Source organism: Corynebacterium sp. MSK071 (genome assembly GCF_030232125.1).
GTDB lineage: Bacteria > Actinomycetota > Actinomycetes > Mycobacteriales > Mycobacteriaceae > Corynebacterium > Corynebacterium kefirresidentii.
Window position 1 is genome coordinate 88,370 of the sequence record NZ_JASPJA010000007.1, and the last position, 16,066, is coordinate 104,435.

The window sequence follows — 16,066 nt, forward strand, 5'->3', positions numbered from 1 at the left end:
TCACACGATAATTTAGGTACGATGCGCCATGGAAGAACCCTACTTTTCCACGACCAACGCCACCGACCCCACCACACGCTTAGCCTTTGAGATGCGAAAGGCGGAATACGAGTTCTGGGTGAACCAAGTCCCAGAACTCGATTCTGATTTCGAATTAGTCACCAACTCCCTCTACCGCACCACCGGCGTCAATGAAGGCCGGATTGGCCATATCCTCATGGCACTGCACCGCTTGGAGGAGCTTCCCAAGCTCCAGGCGCTGCAGCACCGCCTCTATCACTTAGACCTCGACCGGATTATTGCCATCAACAAGTCCCTCAACCGTTTGGGCAACCCGACTCCAGAGGTAGTCGCCCGCATCGATGAGCAGCTCACCGCCTACCTCACCCCTACCCGGCCGAACCAGACCATGCGTACACAGGCACAGATCAAGCGCAAACTCAACGAGCTCATCAACCTCGCCGATGACACATTGGCCGTCACCCAGGGCCCCACCCAACCGCGCTACACCATGGAGAACTGGGGCGATAACACCTCAGCGGTGACTTTGAGCGCGGACCCGGCGGTTATCGCGAGCGTCGATAAGTGCATCCGGCAGACCGCGCTGGAGCTAGATTGCTCGCTTGCCGACGCCGCCGTTGCACTCCTCACCGGCCGCGCCCAAGCCCCCGAAATCATCCTCAACGCCTATAAAGCCACCGACGTACCCAATTCCCCGGCCTTTATTGAATCCGTGGGCTGGCTCGACCCGGCGCGCTCGAATGCGCTGCCCTACACCAAAATCCGAGAGATGGATCCTAACCAGGAGGTAAAGGGCTACGTCACCCCGGCGGCCATGGCTGCATACCTGGAAGGATTTGACGGTACCTGCCGCTATCCCGGCTGCAATCGCCCGGCCACGGCCTGTCAGAAGGATCACCGCATCAACCACGCGGACGGTGGCCCGACCACTCCGGCAAACCTCGCCTGCCTCTGCCAGCACCATCACAATGTGAAGACCGATGGTCGTGCTTTCTACGTCATGGATCCACATACGCGCGACATCATCTGGCTATTTGAAGACGGAACCTGGACCGCTACGGAGCCCTCCGGCCCGCTGGCACCCAAGAACAAGAATTGGGTGCAGACCTTTGCGCAAACCATGACCGCCCACCGCGCCCGAGCATATGAAGAGGCCCAAGAACTCATGCGCCAGCAGAAAACCACCCCTAGGGAGGAGGAATAATTCCACCAGCTGCCCTACAGTGGCTGGCATGACGCAAAATTTATTCACACTGGATGAGCTCGTAATTACCCAGACCAAGTCCTTCCTCAATGATCAGTTCATGATCACCGATATCGACGGCACCCCTGTGGGCACGATCCTGCAATCCACCAGTCTTAAAGATATGGTGTTTAAATCCTCTCGCAGCTTGGAGGTCGCACTCACGGATGCCGAGGGGAACCCCCTCCAGACGGTCATGACGATTTCGGATCCGCCGAATTTTCTGCGGGATACCTACGAGGTGCACTTGCCGGGAATCGAACAGCCCATGGCTGTCATTACCAAGCGTTTCTCCATGCTCAAAACAAAGCTGGAGCTGACCATGAAGGGCTTTCCTGACGTCGAAATTCGCGGCGATTTCTGGGACTGGAATCTCTCCATCACCTCCCACGGCCGCCAGCTTGCCAACGTCACCAACGAGTGGACCGGCGTAGGCAACTACTTCATGGGTAAAAATACCTACTGCCTAGCCATCACCCCAGGTCTCAACGAGCAACAACATGCTGCCATCATCGGCGCCGTGATGAGCATGGATATGCTGCGCACTAAGGAAAAGAATAGCGACTAGGAAAATAAAAAGGTGTTGTTGCAAAGTTGGGCGGAGAGCAGCGAAGACTCAGTTTCTCATTCCCTGATGGCCGCTGCGTGTGGGCGTTGTTAGGTCGTCTCGAAGACCTGGTTGACGATCACCGCGTCCGGGTTCGGTTGCCCGTAGGCAAACATCGCGCCTTGCCCTTTCCACAATGATTGCATCGCCTCCATCCCTTTCAACGTCCGATATACAGATGTCCGGTTCTTAAACGCGCCTTTCGGCCCGAGGATCCGCTTCAGCCGACCATGGTCGCCTTCCAGGATGTTGTTGAGGTATTTCACCTACCGGTGTTCCATTGTTGGCGGGCAGATTCCCTCTGACTTCAACTCGGCGATTGCCCTGGCAAGGGAGGGTGCTTTATCGGCGTTGATCACTCTGAGATACCCGGCTGACGCATTGGATCTGACGGCCTTGGCCAGGAAACGCTTCGCTGCGGCCACGTTTCGCTCCGAAGAGAGGTAAAAGTCCAGGGTCTGGCCACCGGCGGTGATCGCCCGATAGAGGCAGCACCACCTGCCGCCGACCCGGATATAGGTCCCATCCGCCCGCCAAGAACTGGCCTGCCAGTCAGGTACCTGCCGGTACCACCGTGTTTGCTGGTCCAGCTCAGGCGCGTATTTCTGGACCCAGCGGTAGATCCTGGTGTGATCGACCGGCACGCCCCGCTCGGTCATCATTTCCTCCAGAGCGCGGTAGCTCACCCCGTAGCGGCAGTACCACCGCACTGCCCATAGAATGATGTCACGGGGAAATGACAACCGGAGAAGATACCCATGGCTGTGATTACATCACGTCGCTCTTCCTACTGCCCCAACTTTGCAACAGCACCTTTCAGGGTCATATGGGGGCAGTGGAGAGAAGTGGTGGATCAGTGGACGGCGGTGGATGCCGGAGTAGGCGTGGTGTGTTCCTCCTTCGACTCGGTCGAAGCCAGGCGAGCCGGATCCAGATCAATGCGGCGCAGCAGCTGGGCGTTCAGGGCCACCACGATGGTCGAGGCAGACATCAAGATCGCGCCCACGGCCGGGGACAGCACGAACCCGATCGAGGCGAGCACTCCGGCAGCCAACGGCACGGCGAGGATGTTGTAGCCAGAGGCCCAGATCAGGTTCTGGATCATCTTGCGGTAGCTGGCCTGGGACAGCTCAATCATCGACAGCACTGCCCGTGGGTCATCACTGGCTAGGACCACCCCGGCAGATTCCATGGCCACATCCGTGCCGGCACCGATGGCGATACCGACGTCCGCGCGGGTCAGAGCGGGGGCGTCATTGACACCGTCACCGACCATGGCCACGCTCAAACCCCGGTCCTGCAGCTGCGTGACCTTGGTGTCTTTGTCCTGGGGCAGGACCTCGGCGAAGACCTCATCAATGCCTAGGTCCTGACCAACCGCCTGGGCCACCTGCTGCGCGTCGCCGGTGATCATCGCGACCTTCACCCCGCGGTCCTGCAGGGCTTTCACGGCGGCGCGGGATTCGGGGCGGATCTTGTCCTCGACGGCCACCGCACCGATGATCTGACCGTCGCGGACAATATGGAGCACACCGGCCCCACGCCCGGTCCAGGCGCTTGTGGTGTCGGTGAGCTCGGCCGGGGTGGTGAGGTTGAACTCGCGCAGCATGTTCGGCCCGCCCACGAGGATCTCAGCGCCATCGACAGTGGCCCGAACCCCCCGGCCGGAGGCGGCACTGAAACCAGTTGCACGGATTTGCCGACGGGAGGCCTCGGGATGGGCGGCCGCGGCCGCCACGATGGCGCGGGCCACGGGGTGCTCGCTGTCGGCCTCCGCGGCGGCGGCCAGGGCCAGCAGCTCGCCCTCGGTGACGCCGACAGCTGCCGCGACACCGGTGACCGCGTGCGCACCCTCGGTCAGGGTGCCGGTTTTGTCGAAGAGCACCACGTCGATGGTGCGCATCCGCTCGAGCGCCATCCGGTCCTTGATGAGCACCCCGGATTTCGCGGCCCGCTCGCTGGAGATCGCAATGACCAGCGGAATCGCCAGGCCCAGGGCATGCGGGCAGGCGATGACCAGCACCGTGACCGTGCGCACCACGGCATCGTCCGGGCTGCCGATAATGGTCCACACCACCGCGGTGATCAGAGCGGAGATCAGCGCGAACCAGAACAACAACGCCGCCGCCCGATCCGCCAGGGCCTGGGCCCGGGAGGAGGACTCCTGGGCGTCGGCAACCATGCGTTGGATCCCGGCCAAGGCGGTGTCCCCGCCGGTAGCCTCCACCCGGATGCGGACGGTGTTGTCGGTGGCCACGGTACCGGCGACCACCTTGTCACCGGTGTCGCGGAAGATGGGACGAGATTCGCCGGTGATCATCGCCTCATCGAATTCGGCGGCTCCGTCGAGGATGGTTCCGTCGGCCGGCACCCGGGCACCGGCCCTCACCAGCACGACGTCGTCGACGACCAGCTCGGAGATGGCCACGGTGCGGGTGGTCCCGTCGATGACTTTCTCGGCCTCATCCGGCAGCAGGGCAGCCAGCGCATCAAGCGCGGAGGACGCGGCCCCGAGAGCGGACATCTCCAGCCAGTGGCCCAGCAGCATGATGGTCACCAGCAGGGCCAGCTCCCACCAGAAGTCCAGCTCAAAACCGCCCAGCCCCAGGGTGGTGACCCAGGAGGCGACAAACGCCACGGTGATGGCCATGGCGATCAGGAGCATCATCCCGGGTTGGCGGGATTTCAGTTCTTTCCATCCGCCCTTGAGGAAAGGCGTTCCGCCGTAGACGAAGATGATCGTGCCCAGCACCGGGGGGATCCAGGTGGATCCGGGGAATGCCGGGAGGTGGTAGCCGAGCAGGTGGGCGACCATGGGGCTGAAAATAACGACGGGAATGGACAGAATCAGCGACCACCAGAAGCGGTCCCGAAACATTGCGGTGCTGTGTCCGGCGTGTTCGCCGTGACCATGAACGTGGTGGTCTTCGTCCAGGGCGGAGTGCGGGTGATCGTGGGGCATCGCCCGGCCGTGGGTGTCGGCATCCACGTGGTGTTCGTGGCCGGCATGATCCGGGTGGTGGGTGTGGTCTGTTTCCGGAGCGGGGTGATCACCATGGTGATCACCGGAATGGTGGGGAGTGCTCATGACGTTCCTTTCGCTCAACCCGGTCGGGGTCGAGATGATGGGTAAAACTGATCAGGATAAGACGATGTAGCCGGCCTCCTCGATAGCCCGGCGAACCATCTCCGGAGGTACGACACCGGTGACCGTGACGGTGGAAACACCACCAGCAGCGAGATCAATCTGGACGTCGTCGACCTGAGGGAGGGTCTGAAGGGCCTGGGTCACGCTTTTCGCGCAGTGCCCGCAGGTCAGGCCGGTGACCTGGAAGCTAGGGGAGGACCCTCCTGCTGACGAGTCGCTGGCGGCAGGGATGGAGGCAGTGTCTGCACGTGAGGCAGGTCCGCAACAGCTGCAACCGTGGGAGGCCATCGGCAAAAGGCGGGGCGGGGAGGTGATCATGGGAAAGCTCCTTCGGTTCGGTGGGGCGCGGCGATGCCGCCCTCTAGCGTATACCCCCAGGGGGTATATTTTCAGCATACCCCCCCCCGGGGTATATTTTCAAGGGTGGAGGGCGCGGCCCTCACGCGGGGCAGGGTGTGGTCACCGAGCAGCCTCCTCACTGTCGGAAGGGGACAGCGGGAGGTGGAGGGCAAACACCGCTCCGCGACCGGGTCCGGGGGAGGTGGCTGTGAGAGTGCCGCCGTGGGCCTCGATCAATGCCTTGGAGATGGTCAGACCGATACCGGCCCCGGCGGCGTCCCGGCTGCGGGCGGCATCCCCCCGGTAGAAGCGTTCGAAGATGTGTCCGAGCTGGTCAGATGGGATGCCCTCGCCGTCATCGGCGACGTGGATGAGCGCGGTGGACGCCCCCTGTCGGTGGACGCTGATCCGGACCTGCCCGCCGGCCGGAGTGTGCCGTAGCGCGTTCGACAGGAGATTGCTCATCACCTGGCCGAAGCGTTGCCGGTCCACGAGCACCCGGGCGGTGTCTGTAATGGTCTCGACCTGTAAATCGACGCCTTTGTCAGCATAAGCTTCCCCCGCGGCAGCAGCGGCGGTATGGAGCAGATTCCCGAGCCCTTCCTCCGCCAGGTCCAAATCGATCCGGTGTTCCTGGGCCCGGGAGACATCGTCAATGTCTTCCATCAACCGGGTCAGGCGGGTGAGTTGGTCAGCCATGATCGTGTGGGTGGCATTATTCCAGTCCACGACCCCGTCCTGGAGACCATCGAGGTAGACCGTGAGCACCGATAAGGGGGTGCCCATTTCGTGGGCCAGATCAGAGAGCATCTGGCGGCGGACCTGTTCGGTGTGTTCCAACCGGTCGGCCATGGTGTTGAAGGCATGCGCCAGGGTGGTGACCTCGGGGCCTGCTTTTCCGGCGGGCACGCGGATACGGGAGTTGCCGGCCGTCAGGCTGGTAGCGGCGCGGGTGAGATCCTGCAGGGGGTGCGCAGACGACGCGATAACCACAGGCTGGCCAGCAGGGCGCTGATCAAGGCGGTGGGCAGGGCGACGGCCAGAGTGATCAGGTTGGCTCCCCGGTAGGCCTGCTCGGCATGGAACAGCTCCAGCGAGGGGTCCTCCCGGCCGGTCATCAACATATGATCATGGAACAGGGTCGGGCCCACCATCGTGGCCACGGCCGCGGCCACCAGCAGGCTAATCACCACGACCAACACCTGGGCGGCCAGGAAGCGGAAGGTCAGGCCGGGTCCGTGATTCATGGCAGCCCCACCCGGTAGCCCACGCCACGCACGGTGTCGATAAACCCCCGGCCCTGGGTGTCGGTGCCGAGCTTGCGACGCAAGTTGCCGATGTGGACATCGACGATGCGTTCATCACCGACCCAGGTGGTGTCCCAGACCTCGGTGACCAGGTCGTGGCGGGTCAGCACCTGGCCGGGGCGCAGGGCCAGGGCAACCAGCAGCTCGAACTCCGTGCGGGTGAGCTCCACGGTCGTCTCCCCCACCCGCACCTGATGGGCGACGGGGTCAAGGATGAGGTCACCAACGATCAAGGGGGTGGTCACCTGCGGTGGGGTGGTGCTGGTGCGCGGGCGGCGCAGCACCGCATGCACTCGGGTCACCAGTTCCCGGATGCTAAAAGGTTTGGTGATGTAGTCATCCGCCCCCAGGGTCAAACCGCTGATCTTATCGTCCTCGCTGCCACGCGCGGTGAGCATGAGGATGTAGCAGTCCGAGAAGGTGCGGATCCGTCGGCACACCTCCAGGCCGTCGAGTTCGGGCAGCCCCAGATCCAGCACCACAACATCGGGGGAAAAGCGACGGGCGTCGTCCACGGCCTGGGTACCGGTGTGCGCCTGGCGGGTATCGAAGCCGGCCCGGATGAGGTAGGAGGCCACCATCTGAGCCAGGGGTTGTTCATCATCGACGACCAGCACCCGCCCCGGGGGCGTGGCGGTGGTCGGTGTGCGGTCAGCCATAGACCCCAGTATCGCTCCGGTGAGGGGGGAATACCACCCTCGCTCAGTGCCCGGCGGGGAAATCTTCATCAAATCTTCAAACATCACCCTTCGACCGCCGTCACCACTGTGCCCCACCCCGGGCCAGCGGCATCGCCTCCCCTGGTCGGTTCAGCAGGCGCCACCAGGGATTTCACTGCCTGCACCGCATACCCGGGGCGGGTAGAAGGACATCGCCCACGGCTGTGGGGTGGTGTTCCGGTGGTGACCCAGCCCACCGAGTCCACCCCCTTTTTCGCCCTGTTATAAGGCTGCGAGCAGGGTTTTTGATTTCTAGTCCGTCAGGCACCCGTGCTAGACAAAGGTATGGCATCGACCTTGAGGCGGTGTCTTCTCACGGTCTTACCACGATCCAAGGAGATTGACGTGAAACGAGCAGTGATCGCAGCCGCCGCCCTTGCCCTCGCCCTCACGGGGTGTTCGGCTGCCGACCCGGAACCCACCGCCGACGGGACGGTGTCCCAGGATGCATTCCTGACTACCCATGGCCTGGCCGACATGGACGCGGTGGAGATCATTGATCACCTCGACCGGCAGAAGGTCACTGAGCGTCCCACGGATCTGAAAGCCTCAGTGCGTGCCGATGAACTGCTGCTCTCGAGCGATGACCAGGAAGTCGTGGTCGATCTTCCCGACAATCAGACGTATGTCTCGATCGCACCCTATCTCACCTCCACCCACAACTGCTTCTACCACAGCCTCACGACCTGCCTGGGGGAACTCGGCAATGAGGATATCCAGGTCACGATCACCGATGAGGCGACCGGTGAGGTGCTGGTGGACGAGGCGACAACCACCTTCGACAACGGGTTTATTGGCTTCTGGCTTCCCGATGATGCCACCGGCCTGATTGAGGTCAGCTACCAGGGGCGTACCGGCACCGCGGAGTTTTCCACCGCCGACGACGGTGCCACCTGTGTCACAGACCTGCACCTGACGTGATGGCTCAGCAGGGTCCTCACCTGCGCCTGTCTCCCGTGTCACTGAAATCTAACACCAAGGAAGGTTAAATCATGATGAACGGATTTTCCCGACGACAGTTTCTGCTCGGTGGGCTCGTCCTCGCCGGCACCGGGGCCGTGGCCGCCTGCACCAGCGACCCTGGACCCGCTGCCTCGGCACCAGGTTCCTCTCTTCGCCCCACTCCCACCCGCACTGCGCTCGGTGAGCCGACGGTGCGCCGGACACTGACCGCCCGGCCCCTCTCTCTGGATATCGGCGGTATCGAAGCCAAGACGTGGGGATACGTCTCTGACACCGGGGATGCGGCCATTGAGGCAACCGCCGGCGATGTCCTCCAGGTCGATATCACCAATGAACTGCCTGAGAGCACCTCCATCCACTGGCATGGCATCGCACTCCACAACGCAGCCGACGGTGTGCCCGGCATGACCCAGGACCCCATTGAACCTGGCGAGTCTTTCTCCTATGTTTTTGAAGTCCCCCACGGTGGCACCTACTTCTACCATTCCCACTCCGGCCTGCAGCTTGATCGCGGCCTCCACGCCCCACTGATCGTCCGTGACCCACAAGACGCTGAGGACCAGGACGTCGAGTGGACCATCGTGCTCGACGACTGGGTCGATGGCATTCAGGGCACTCCCGACGATGAGCTCGACAAGCTCACCGGAATGGGTTCGGGCGACCATAACGGGAAGAAGGGGATGGGAGGTCACGGCCAGATGATGCACGGCACCCCGGACCGGGTACTGGGCGGGGATGCCGGCGATGTGATGTATCCGCACTACCTCATCAACGGACGTATCCCCCGTGCTCACCGGACCTTCGAGGCTCGCCCGGGCGACAAGGCCCGCCTGCGGTTTATCAACTCCGGCAGTGACACCATCTTCAAGGTGGCCCTCGGTGGTCACCGCATGACCGTCACCCACACCGACGGCTTCCCCGTCCAGCCCCGGGAGACCGAATCGATCTACCTGTCGATGGGCGAGCGTGTCGACGTCGAGGTCATCCTCGGCGACGGCATCTTCCCGCTCACGGCTTTGGCGGTGGGTAAAGACGACCGCGCCTTCGCCGTCATCCGCACCGCCGGTGGCCAAGCCCCCCACCCCGATGTCGACTTCCCCGAGTTGTCGTCCACCGGACTGCTTCTGTCCTCCCTGAAGCCAGCAGACCGTGCACTCCTGCCCGAGGACACACCAGACCGAGAAGTCAGCATCGACCTGGGCGGGCAGATGATGCCATATGAATGGAGCATTCTCACCGACGGCCAATCCTCCTCCGCGACCGTGCAGGAGGGCCAGCGCCTGCGGATGGTCATGCGCAACAGGACCATGATGCCCCATCCCATGCACATCCACGGCCACACGTGGGCGCTGCCCGGCAGCGGCGGGCTACGCAAGGACACCGTCCTTCTCCGCCACGGTGAAACCATGATCGCCGACCTGATCGCTGACAACCCCGGTGAGTGGGCATTTCACTGCCATAACGCCTATCACATGGAAACCGGGATGCTCAGCTCGCTTCGCTACGAGTAACCCCCACAGCAGGGTTGAATGCCGAGGTGGGCGGGGGTGTCCCCCGAGTAGTGAACACGGCGTTGGTGTCAGGGGTGAGCAATGTGTGCCAGGAGTCAACGGGATTGAAGTTCGCGTCAGCGCGCACGGCAGCAAGTCCAATGATGCGGTCATAGCGCTTGTTAAAGCCGGTGATTTCGGTATCAATGACCGCAAAGACCGGCTCGCACGGCATGCGTGGGGTGTAGCGGTTGAGGAGGTTTTCTAAAAAGCCTATGCCTCAAGCCAAGAGGCCCATACCGACATGCCCGCCTAAACGCTATCGAACACTGCAACCAACGTGGATTTCTGTGGATAACCACACTAGCCCTGTGCGGGTTGTCCACAAGGTTAGTGTGGTTGGCCTTTCGTAGCGGGCGTGGGTGTGGTTGCCTTAGTGCTATGAGCACTTCGCAGGACTATCCGAACTCCACCCCAACCCCCGCTACTACGACCACTGGGGAGGGTCAGCGGCGGGGCCGAGTTTGCGGGATATTTCCCAGCAGGAATTAAATACTGCTACCCAGTACATGATTGATGAGTATGGATATGCTGCGTACTAAGCAGAAGAACTGCGACTAGGAAAAATAAAAAGAACCGGAGTGGAAACTTCTGTGGTTTCCATCTCCGGATTTCGATGGTGTGATGTTCACGATGGCAGCTCAGCATGGCTTTTCAAAGAGCATATCCCGTACTGCGGATATGGATTCTTCCCTAGTGCTTCCAACGACGAGAAGCACTAGGGGAGTTTCCTTTTATTGAGCGCCGTTTTCCTTCGGCCGGCCAGGGGTTTCGTGGAAAGATTGAAGATGTTTCTTGAAAGCCCCGTGACGGACGAGGGGCTTTTATGAAACTTCCTGACCAGATGTATTAGGTCCGCGGCAACACCCCGGTTACACGCAGTTTCGCCTCGGGTTACACAACAGAAGTAAATTTTTGACGTGAGCAGGAGCGCTCCTGAGAACGGGAAGTCAGGAAATTCCGCTTCCGACTCTTCCTGCCTCTCGGCAAGCTCCACGCTCCACGGTGAACGTTCGACAAGTTCGTCAAAGGTGAGCACCTCCGGTGACTTATGGTTCGAGCGGAAACTTTCAACGCTACGGAACTTCGAGCCAATTCGGTTGCCTTCGGCGCGGCACAAATCGCACATGGGCCGATCATCAGAAACGAACGTGGTTCAGCTGTTTTCGCAACTTTGCCGGAATCTGCGCCATCTCTGCTACTTTCACTGTCTCTTCAGCAGCGCACACAGCTGCACCGCTACCCGGAACTTGACTAGTTCAGCGATCGCTGTATAGTTCAGCGCATGCTGACTATTGCTTCGCGTCTCGACGTGATGAACCGCCTGGGTCGTGCACTGGCCGACCCCACTCGATCCCGGATCATCTTGACCCTACTCGACCATCCCGCCTACCCGGCGGAACTATCCCGAGATCTGGACCTGACACGCCCGAACGTGTCCAACCACCTGACATGCTTGCGCGATTGTGGGATTGTCGTCTCCGAGCCAGAGGGGCGTCGGACACGATACGAGATCGCCGATCCGCACCTGGCACAGGCACTGACAGCACTGGTCGATGCCACCCTGGCAGTAGACGAAGACGCCCCGTGCATCGATCCCGTCTGCACGCTTCCCGGGTGCTACGCAGCTGGGGAGGACGCATGATCCTCACCTCGGCCTTGCAGGCGATAGGCCTGTTCGCAGCTACCAACATCGACGACATCATCGTGCTCTCCCTCTTCTTCGCGCGAGGGGCAGGCCAGCGCGGCACCACCGCCCGCATTCTGGCCGGCCAGTACCTCGGATTCGCGGGCATCCTCGTCGCCGCGATCCTTGTGACCACCGGCGCCGGAGCATTTCTGCCCCCGGCAGCCATTCCATACTTTGGTCTCATCCCTCTGGGCCTCGGCCTCTGGGCCGCATGGGAGGCCTGGCGCGGAGACGGTGACGACGATGACGAGGCCAAGGTTGCCGGCAAGAGGGTCGGCGTGGGGACGGTCGCAGGCGTCACCTTTGCCAACGGTGGCGACAATATCGGCGTCTACACCCCTGTATTCCTCAGCGTGGAGCCTCTCGCAGTAGTCGCCTACTGCGTTATCTTCCTCGCGCTCGTTGCGGTCCTGGTGGCCCTGGCAAGGTTCGTCGCAACCCGCCCCCCGATCGCGGAAGTGCTCGAACGCTTTGAGCACATCCTCTTTCCCATCGTTCTCATCGGCCTCGGTATCGTGATCCTCGTCAGCGGCGGAGCCTTCGGGCTCTGACGTAGCGGCAGCGTTCCAAACGGCCCCGACCGGGCGTTATCGGTGGCTCCTATAACGCCTGGAAGGTCTTTTTGAAGCGCTGTCGGGGCGTGTGAATCTAATCACACAGAGTTTACAGAATCCCAGCAATTAAACTTTCGGCTACCCAATTTCACCCGCGGACGCAATGAGACTAGCACCGACGCTTTCCCCAACGCGCCACCGCTTGCGGCGTAGCCCGACCAAGGCCACCGGCTGGTTCTCAAACGAGGACGAAGCCCGTGGCCTAGAGCTCGTGTCGGAGTAAGCACTGCTGATGCGGTCGCCGAAGAACTGGGGATGTCCCGACGATAGATATACCGACTTCTGACACGCCACCGCGAGGGTTCAGGGGTAGTAACTGATCTTCTCGCGGATTTTCCCGCGCGGTGCGCAGCTTGTCCCCGCTGAGCAGTGGTGGCCGGCTTTCCGTGCGGCCACGAACCCAGGCAGCCTCCAGACCGGCCTGTCTCCGCTCCCGGATCAGATCACATTCAAACTCCGCCGGGCGGGAAGATGTGGAACACTTTTCGGCCTCCGGGGGATGAGGTGCCGGTGTTTTCCTGCAGCGATCGAAACTCCACTCCTCTCGTTGTGCTGACGACAGAATGCCCCTCGGGGTTGCCAGCCAGGCGGGGATTACTTGACGGTCATGCCGAATGAGTCCGCGATAGTCCGCGCGGTCTGCTTGGCGTAGGGGCCTACCCCGGTGAGCGTGGCGGATCCGGGGCCGGTCCAGTCGCCGTAACCGACCAGGTGCAGGCCCGGGTATTTTGGGGTCGTGCCGTCCAGGAGCCGGCGCACCGGCCCGAGGGACGGCCGAAACCCGGTACACCAGATCAGATGATCGGCCCGTACTTCGTTGAGGGAGTTAAACATCGGCGTCGCCGCCAACCATCCGGCGTCGCGGGCAGCGCGCACCTGAGGCAGCACGACAATGTCGCCGAGCTCCGAGTCGGCCCCCGGATCGGTCTCGCCGCGCTGGACGGCCAGGGCGCGTTGCCGGTTCCGGCGAAACAGCACCCGCCCGTCGACCTCATCGGGCATCCACCGTGGTGGATGGCGGGTATACCAGGTGACTTCGGCAACACCGGTGAGTTCGGCGGCGATCTGCGCGGCGGAGTTCGCCGCCCCCACCACAGCCACGGACGACCCCCGGAAGGGGCCCACCCCCGGATAGTTCGCCGAATGCCACTGCGTGCCGGTAAACAATCCCGGGTAGGCCGGAACGAAGGGAGTAGACCAGGTACCGGTGGCGGCTACGACATGGGGAGCCGTCCACGACCGATCACCGGCGTGGAGGCGGTAGCCTCCAGCCACCCGCTCGACGCGGTCCACGTGCACGGGGCGCTCGACGGGAATCCGGTAGCGCTGCTCATAGTCGGCAAGGTAGTCGATGACATGGTCCGACGGTGGAAACCCCTCGTAGGCTGGCATAGGCTTGCCCGGCAGGCTGGAAAACTCCGCGGTGGAAAACAACGTCATTGATGGCCACACATGCCGCCACGCTCCACCCGCATCCTCCTGATCGTCGAGGACCAGGATGTCCACGCCTGCTCGCAGCAGGTAGTAGGCGGTGGCCAGCCCCGCCTGGCCACCGCCAATAATGATCGCCTCGAAGTCTTTGCTGGTCACGTGTATGGTCATCTCCTTCTCGTCGGTGGTGATTCAGTCCATTTGCAACACGGTGCGCAGCTCCGCGAACAGCTCCGGGCGCACCTGATGGGTCACCGTCCGACCGACCCGGACCTTGTCCAATAACCCGGCCTCGGTCAACCGCTTCAGGTGGTGCGACACGGTCGGCTGACTCAACCCCGACGTCTCTGTTAGCTCCCCGACGCTGACCGGGCCGCAGCCGTCGGCCGCTAACTGCGATAGCAAGCGCAGGCGGGCGGGATCGGCCAACACCTTGAACAATGTGGCGTAGCGTTCGGCCTCAACACTGGTCAAGGGGCCAGCACCCAGTGAGCAACAGTCGGACAAGTCCGCCAGCGGGAGAGTCTGCGAGAGTGTCATACCAACCATTCTATATTGACAAGCATCAATATGAAAGCTACTTTTTGTATTGATGCTTGTCAATACTGTGAAAGGCTCGTATGAATATGAATGTTGATAACCGCCCACGCATGACCTTTTTAGATCGCTTCCTGCCGGTCTGGATCATTCTGGCCATGGCCGCTGGCCTACTCATCGGCCGGGTGGTCCCCGGTATTAGTGACGCCTTGGGCGCTTTAGAGGTCGGTGGGATTTCCCTGCCGATAGCGCTTGGCCTCCTGGTGATGATGTATCCGCCACTGGCGAAGGTTCGCTACGACAAGGCCGTCGAGATCGCCGCCGATAAACGCCTGATGACGGTGTCCATCGTCCTCAACTGGCTGGTCGGTCCGGCTTTCATGTTTGCCTTGGCTTGGATCTTCCTGCCAGATCAGCCGGAACTGCGCACCGGGTTGATCATCGTCGGCCTGGCTCGGTGTATTGCGATGGTGCTCGTCTGGAGTGATCTGTCATGTGGTGACCGGGAGGCCACGGCCGTGCTGGTGGCGATTAACTCGGTGTTCCAAGTCATCATGCTCGGCGTACTCGGCTGGTTCTACCTCCAGGTCCTGCCGGCCTGGCTGGGCCTGGAGACTACCTCGGCCGAATTTTCCTTCTGGTCGATCGTGGCTTCCGTGCTCGTATTCCTTGGCATCCCGCTGGCCACCGGAGTGGCCTCCCGGATCATCGGTGAAAAAACCAAGGGCCGTGCCTGGTACGAAAACACCTACCTGCCGAAGATCTCCCCGCTGGCACTGGTCGGCCTGCTCTATACCATCGTGCTGCTGTTTTCCCTGCAGGGCGAGCAGATTACCTCCCAGCCGTGGACCGTGGCCCGCGTGGCTGTGCCGCTGCTGGCCTACTTCGTCGGCATGTTCGCCGTCGGACTGATTGCTGCGAAGGCGTCGGGAATGAATTACGCCCAGTCGGCGTCGGTGTCGTTTACGGCCACGGGCAATAACTTTGAGCTGGCCATCGCCGTGGCCATCGGCACCTTCGGGGCGACCTCCGCACAGGCGCTGGCCGGTACGATCGGCCCGTTGATCGAGATCCCGGTGCTTGTCGGCCTAGTCTACACCATGCGGTGGCTGGGACCGAAACTCTTCCCCCAGGATCCGACCCTACCCGTATCCTCGACACTGTCCTCGCAGACTGCTGTATCCGAGAAGGAGAACTTCACCTCATGAGCACCCACCCAACAGTCCTGTTTGTCTGCGTCGGCAACGGCGGCAAGTCCCAAATGGCCGCAGCCCTAGCCGCTAAGCACGCCGGTGACCGGATCGAGATCCACTCCGCCGGCACGAGACCCGGCACGAAGCTCAACCCCCAGTCCGTCGAGGTCATCGCCGAGGCCGGTGCCGACATGTCAGCAGGCCACCCTAAGGGTGTAGATCCACAGCTGTTGCGCGAGGTTGACCGCGTGATCATCCTGGGAGGTGATGCCCAGCTGGAGCTTCCCGACGACGCCCACGGAACGTGTGAACGGTGGGTGACCGACGAGCCGTCCAGGAGGGGGATAGAGGGGATCGAGCGCATGCGTCTGGTCCGTGACGACATCGACACGCGTGTACGCCGGCTCGTTGCCGAGTTGCTCGAGAACTAACCACCCCACCTCACACCATCAACGACCCCGCGCGAATTCGCGCGGGGTCGTTGATTCCTGAACTGATCATCAGCGTCGTCGGCCTGAAACCGGACATGCTGGTAGATACCAGGAGCGTGGCAGGTTAGGACTGAGCCTGCGGATGCTCCTCCTCCTGGTCACTGGTGGTGTCGGTGTCGTCGTCGGCGACGATCTCGACACTGCAGCAATCGGAGTTCGTATTCTTCTTGTGAAACAGGTCTTTGAAGCCCATGAGGGTCTCCTTTCGTTAGA

15 protein-coding genes and 2 pseudogenes are annotated in these 16,066 nt (G+C 62.1%); 8 read left to right on the forward strand and 9 right to left on the reverse strand.

Annotated features, from left to right (window positions below):
- The first annotated feature begins 28 nt into the window (after positions 1–28).
- Entirely contained in the window at positions 29–1,225 is a 1,197-nt protein-coding gene (locus tag QP990_RS07495) for an HNH endonuclease signature motif containing protein (protein ID WP_284798820.1), read from the forward strand.
- 28 nt (positions 1,226–1,253) lie between these two features.
- Positions 1,254–1,832, forward strand: coding sequence for an LURP-one-related/scramblase family protein (locus QP990_RS07500; protein ID WP_259824826.1), 579 nt, complete (start codon positions 1,254–1,256; stop codon positions 1,830–1,832).
- An 89-nt stretch (positions 1,833–1,921) separates the two neighbouring features.
- Here QP990_RS07500 and QP990_RS07505 read toward each other — a convergent pair.
- From QP990_RS07505 to QP990_RS07525, 5 genes and pseudogenes are all read right to left on the reverse strand, one after another.
- Positions 1,922–2,631: pseudogene (locus tag QP990_RS07505) on the reverse strand (IS6 family transposase).
- A 93-nt stretch (positions 2,632–2,724) separates the two neighbouring features.
- The gene (locus QP990_RS07510) at positions 2,725–4,959 is read right to left on the reverse strand and encodes a copper-translocating P-type ATPase (RefSeq protein WP_259824828.1); all 2,235 of its coding nucleotides are present in this window, start codon (positions 4,957–4,959) and stop codon (positions 2,725–2,727) included.
- A gap of 51 nt (positions 4,960–5,010) precedes the next feature.
- Positions 5,011–5,337, reverse strand: coding sequence for a heavy-metal-associated domain-containing protein (locus QP990_RS07515; protein WP_200288441.1), 327 nt, complete (start codon positions 5,335–5,337; stop codon positions 5,011–5,013).
- 141 nt (positions 5,338–5,478) lie between these two features.
- Positions 5,479–6,605 (reverse strand): annotated as a pseudogene (locus QP990_RS07520) (sensor histidine kinase).
- On the reverse strand, positions 6,602–7,324 hold the full coding sequence (locus QP990_RS07525) for a response regulator transcription factor (protein ID WP_284798823.1): 723 nt from the start codon (positions 7,322–7,324) through the stop codon (positions 6,602–6,604). The pseudogene QP990_RS07520 and the gene QP990_RS07525 overlap by 4 nt, the downstream one beginning before the upstream one ends.
- Before the next feature lie 405 nt (positions 7,325–7,729).
- Here QP990_RS07525 and QP990_RS07530 point away from each other — a divergent pair, with 405 nt between their 5' ends.
- Positions 7,730–8,305: a CueP family metal-binding protein gene (locus QP990_RS07530; RefSeq protein ID WP_284798825.1), complete on the forward strand. Its 576-nt coding sequence runs from the start codon at positions 7,730–7,732 to the stop codon at positions 8,303–8,305.
- 71 nt (positions 8,306–8,376) lie between these two features.
- Positions 8,377–9,858 (forward strand): multicopper oxidase family protein, encoded by a 1,482-nt coding sequence (locus tag QP990_RS07535; protein WP_284798826.1) that lies wholly within the window; start codon positions 8,377–8,379, stop codon positions 9,856–9,858.
- Here the strand turns inward: QP990_RS07535 and QP990_RS07540 are convergent.
- On the reverse strand, positions 9,836–10,072 hold the full coding sequence (locus QP990_RS07540) for an exonuclease domain-containing protein (protein ID WP_284798828.1): 237 nt from the start codon (positions 10,070–10,072) through the stop codon (positions 9,836–9,838). The genes QP990_RS07535 and QP990_RS07540 overlap by 23 nt on opposite strands.
- A gap of 1,110 nt (positions 10,073–11,182) precedes the next feature.
- Here QP990_RS07540 and QP990_RS07545 point away from each other — a divergent pair.
- Together QP990_RS07545 and QP990_RS07550 are read left to right on the forward strand one after the other, a co-directional pair.
- Positions 11,183–11,542 (forward strand): helix-turn-helix transcriptional regulator, encoded by a 360-nt coding sequence (locus tag QP990_RS07545; protein WP_003849933.1) that lies wholly within the window; start codon positions 11,183–11,185, stop codon positions 11,540–11,542.
- Positions 11,539–12,138 (forward strand): cadmium resistance transporter, encoded by a 600-nt coding sequence (locus QP990_RS07550; protein ID WP_284798830.1) that lies wholly within the window; start codon positions 11,539–11,541, stop codon positions 12,136–12,138. The genes QP990_RS07545 and QP990_RS07550 overlap by 4 nt, the downstream gene beginning before the upstream one ends.
- Positions 12,139–12,795: 657 nt before the next feature.
- Here QP990_RS07550 and QP990_RS07555 read toward each other — a convergent pair.
- Both QP990_RS07555 and QP990_RS07560 read right to left on the reverse strand, forming a co-directional pair.
- On the reverse strand, positions 12,796–13,803 hold the full coding sequence (locus tag QP990_RS07555) for an ArsO family NAD(P)H-dependent flavin-containing monooxygenase (RefSeq protein WP_239207749.1): 1,008 nt from the start codon (positions 13,801–13,803) through the stop codon (positions 12,796–12,798).
- 21 nt (positions 13,804–13,824) lie between these two features.
- Complete coding sequence (locus QP990_RS07560) at positions 13,825–14,172, reverse strand: helix-turn-helix transcriptional regulator (protein ID WP_003849978.1); 348 nt, start codon at positions 14,170–14,172, stop codon at positions 13,825–13,827.
- Between the two features lie 86 nt (positions 14,173–14,258).
- On the opposite strand from QP990_RS07560, the gene arsB reads away from it, so the two are divergent.
- Both arsB and QP990_RS07570 read left to right on the forward strand, forming a co-directional pair.
- Positions 14,259–15,377, forward strand: a complete 1,119-nt coding sequence (arsB, locus tag QP990_RS07565; RefSeq protein WP_239207747.1) for an ACR3 family arsenite efflux transporter — start codon at positions 14,259–14,261, stop codon at positions 15,375–15,377.
- A complete protein-coding gene (locus QP990_RS07570) occupies positions 15,374–15,793 on the forward strand; it encodes a low molecular weight phosphatase family protein (RefSeq protein ID WP_063279266.1) in 420 nt (139 codons plus the stop codon). The genes arsB and QP990_RS07570 overlap by 4 nt, the downstream gene beginning before the upstream one ends.
- Positions 15,794–15,917: 124 nt before the next feature.
- Here QP990_RS07570 and QP990_RS07575 read toward each other — a convergent pair whose 3' ends face one another.
- Positions 15,918–16,046: a hypothetical protein gene (locus QP990_RS07575; protein ID WP_003849984.1), complete on the reverse strand. Its 129-nt coding sequence runs from the start codon at positions 16,044–16,046 to the stop codon at positions 15,918–15,920.
- Between the last annotated feature and the right edge of the window lie 20 nt (positions 16,047–16,066).